Origin of the sequence: uncultured Gimesia sp. (genome assembly GCF_937919775.1) — a bacterium.
GTDB lineage: Bacteria > Planctomycetota > Planctomycetia > Planctomycetales > Planctomycetaceae > Gimesia.
The window spans coordinates 1-3,024 of sequence record NZ_CALFPF010000682.1 but is presented as its reverse complement, the minus strand read 5'-3'; the positions used below and the strand labels follow the sequence as shown (position 1 = coordinate 3,024).

Genomic DNA, 3,024 nt, shown 5'->3' with positions numbered 1-3,024 from the left:
TGTGTATTTTGGTTTTTTATCTGCTGAGTATGTAATTGTTGAGCAGAGCGTGTATTGACTACCGCAATGAATTTTCCATCAGGTGCTACTGAGGAATATGTTTTTGAGTCAAATAGAGATTTCGGTTCAAATGTGCCACTACGGTCACCATGACACCATTCTCCTCTTTCATTGATTGCAAATACATCATTGTCAATAATGGTGGCATCTCTCATTATGCCACGGATAGGTAGCCTTGACTCCGTTGCATGACCATCTTTGTCAAATACGGAATAATATCCTGATTCATGTAAGACCACAGGGGTCCCTTCGGACGAGAACATTAACCGTGCGACAAAAGGTCTTTGAATTGTAGATGTCCATAGTACTTGTTGACTTTGGATATCACAGAATGACACTTGATGCTTGGATGGAATCGGAGTAGGAATGAAGAAGTTAGTGTTGTGAAATACTAGTAGCTGATCTCCTGATGGGGATATCGCGACTTGAAACACATAGAATGGCCAACGAGAACGATTAACGAAATAAAGTAAAAGCATCAGGGCAGACAAGACTGACACAGAGATCAAAATCCAAAATCTCTTATTTGATGCTTGTGGTTTCTCTCTAGAAATTAATTTTGTTAATCGAAACATGAAGGTTTCCTTAAAATATCAGACAGAAGAAATGTCAGGAACCTTTTGTTCATTTTTGATTAAACTTGATTGAAAAGAGATCGGCGTCTTCCATAGCAAAGTGGATTCGAACTGGTTTTTCTTGCAGGCTGCTGACATCGGAGCCGTTGTTCCACTTCACGATTCGTGAGATATGATCGCCAAAAATGGGCTCGTTCTCTTCGAGTGTAAAACCTGGAATTGGTTTGCCATTGGCGTCTTGAAGTTCGACCCGTATTTGGCCGGCGGCACTGGTGGAATAATTGATCTCCAGTTCGTTCCCTGTAAATTTCAACGGTTTCGTGGTCAGTGTGCCTCCTGCAAGTAACGCATTCACAGAGGCAATTCCATCCAGGCGTATCGCATATCTGCGACCGCCGGTCAGGAAAAAGGACATCTCAGCAGGTCCCGTCTGGTGGATGCCGATGGCTGCGTAATTGGCACGGTTTGCCCAGCCACTTTCCCCGATTCCGGGTCTGATAAATGACTGCGTGAATTCACGGTCAAACGGGGCATCGCCGCGGGCGCTCATAAACAGAATGTCGGTGGCCGCACCCCGTTTGGCCATGAAGCGTGTGGGCGTTGCAAAATAGATGTGCGGTGCGCGGAAGTAAGGTTGAGTGCAAGGGGTATAAAGATGCTCGTTTGGTAAATTGGCTTTCATTTCGACGAATGGCGTCCAGTTGATAAAATCTTGGGAAGTGGTGCGTGCGATGCCACGATAACCATTGATGAATCGACGAAAGTAACAGACATAAGCCTGCTCGCTTTCAGACCAGAACGCATAATTCTGTGAGTCAAAATACTTCCCCCATTCTTCAGGTATCACAGGTTCGTCCTGGAGTTTCTTCCAGTGGATCCCGTTGGGCGAGACAAATGCTTTGAGGCCGCCGGGACCGCGCCTTTTTTTGACGTCCAGATGTTGATTGGGCTGGTACGCCAGGCCTCCTAACGCTTTATATTTTTCGGTCGCCGGTATGCCAGGTTTTGTGTCAATAAAGGGAGTGAAGTTATGCGTGACCAGAAATTCGTGCATGAGGACCACATTCCCTGCGGGGAAAGTGGGATGATCAGGATAAATTCCCAGCTTTGGTTGTGACCAGTGGATGGCGTCTTGGCTTTCGGCGTAGAGGGTGACTTCGCCAGCATGGTACTGTTCCCACCCTTTTTTCCAGTGATTTCCCGGTATCGTGTCACCACGGTAGTAGAATTGAAACTTGTCACCAGCGTGAAGGACGGTTGCATAATGGCCGTGTGGACGCGCTGGCGAGACGGGCGGCATGAGTTGGGGAGTGTGAAGTTTCAGAGCCACGTTTTTCAATTCACCGATAAGATACCGGTCAACGAACAATTCTCGCCTCGAACCGATGTCGACGACCTCTGGTTGATCATCTGCTTGTGAATGGCAGACTGAGACAAGCGAACTCATCAACGCCAGATTGAAAACGCACAGGAATTTCAATGTGCTGTAAAACTTCAAAACGGTTTGATGGGGCATGGTCAATCTCTTTCAATGATCATTTGCGACAGGACTGGTCAGTAAAAGGGGGGAGGACTTTTCTGTCCCTTTTATTTTCTCTTTGCAGATAGAGAGGTGGCATGGGAAGTCTGCTTTTACTTCTGTTGCAGCTGTTCAATTTGTTCGTGGGCTTCGCTCTTGTGTCGTTCTGCGGCCGATGGATCGTCGACGATCTGCTGAAATGTTTGCAGCGCTTCCTCTTTTTTATTCGCGGCGGCCAGGGTGTTGCCTTTTGTGAGTAAGAGTGTGTGACGCCATGTACCTTTGAGGTTTTCAATCTGCGCCTGCTGTAACGCCGCCAGTGCTGCGTCGAACTTTCCTTGCCGCGTCAGAATGCGTGCTGCGCCCTGGACTGACTGGAACTGCTCAGCAGCACCAATGCGTCCGGCCGACTCAAAGTTCTGTCGATAGGCGGCCAATGCTGCCTCGTCAGCTTTTAAATTCAGTTCACGGTTTGTTCCCGTTGTAAACAGAATACTCGTGCGCAAACGACTGTCGGACGTGAATTCCAGGGCGGTGTTCAGATCTGCTTCTGCCTTCTCACCTGCTTTCAAATTGACATAAGCTCGCGCGCGTGCAAATGCGCCCGCCCCTCGCTGCCAGAACGGCCACTGCTGGAAATTCTCTCCGCCGAACTGTTTGATGAGTTCTTCGAATTCGCGCTGGGCAAGTAGATTCTCCATCTGAACCGTTTTCGCTACAGATTCCAGGGGGATCTGAGCTGTGATGCCCGCAGCCTGTTCGTAGTCCTTCAGGTTTCGCGCACAGTCCGCGGCTTGCTGCAGCGCTTCGGATTTCTGGAGATCGGTGAGCTTCAGGTCCGTTGCCAGTGCGAGATATGCGGCGAGGGCC

At 48.7% G+C, this 3,024-nt stretch carries 3 protein-coding genes; all 3 read right to left on the bottom strand.

The window, feature by feature from the left end; genetic code table 11:
- Nucleotides 1–635: hypothetical protein (locus tag Q0294_RS19375; RefSeq protein ID WP_299468745.1), on the bottom strand; the 635-nt coding region annotated here is incomplete at its 3' end.
- Between the two features lie 49 nt (nucleotides 636–684).
- A complete protein-coding gene (locus Q0294_RS19370) occupies nucleotides 685–2,151 on the bottom strand; it encodes a hypothetical protein (RefSeq protein ID WP_299468743.1) in 1,467 nt (488 codons plus the stop codon).
- A gap of 116 nt (nucleotides 2,152–2,267) precedes the next feature.
- The coding region (locus Q0294_RS19365) for a hypothetical protein (RefSeq protein ID WP_299468741.1) at nucleotides 2,268–3,024 on the bottom strand (757 nt) is incomplete at its 5' end.

Coding starts and splice junctions, on each gene's coding strand:
- Q0294_RS19370 (WP_299468743.1), bottom strand. CDS start 2,151: ATGCCCCATCAAACCGTTTTGAAGTTTTACAGCACATTGAAATTCCTG.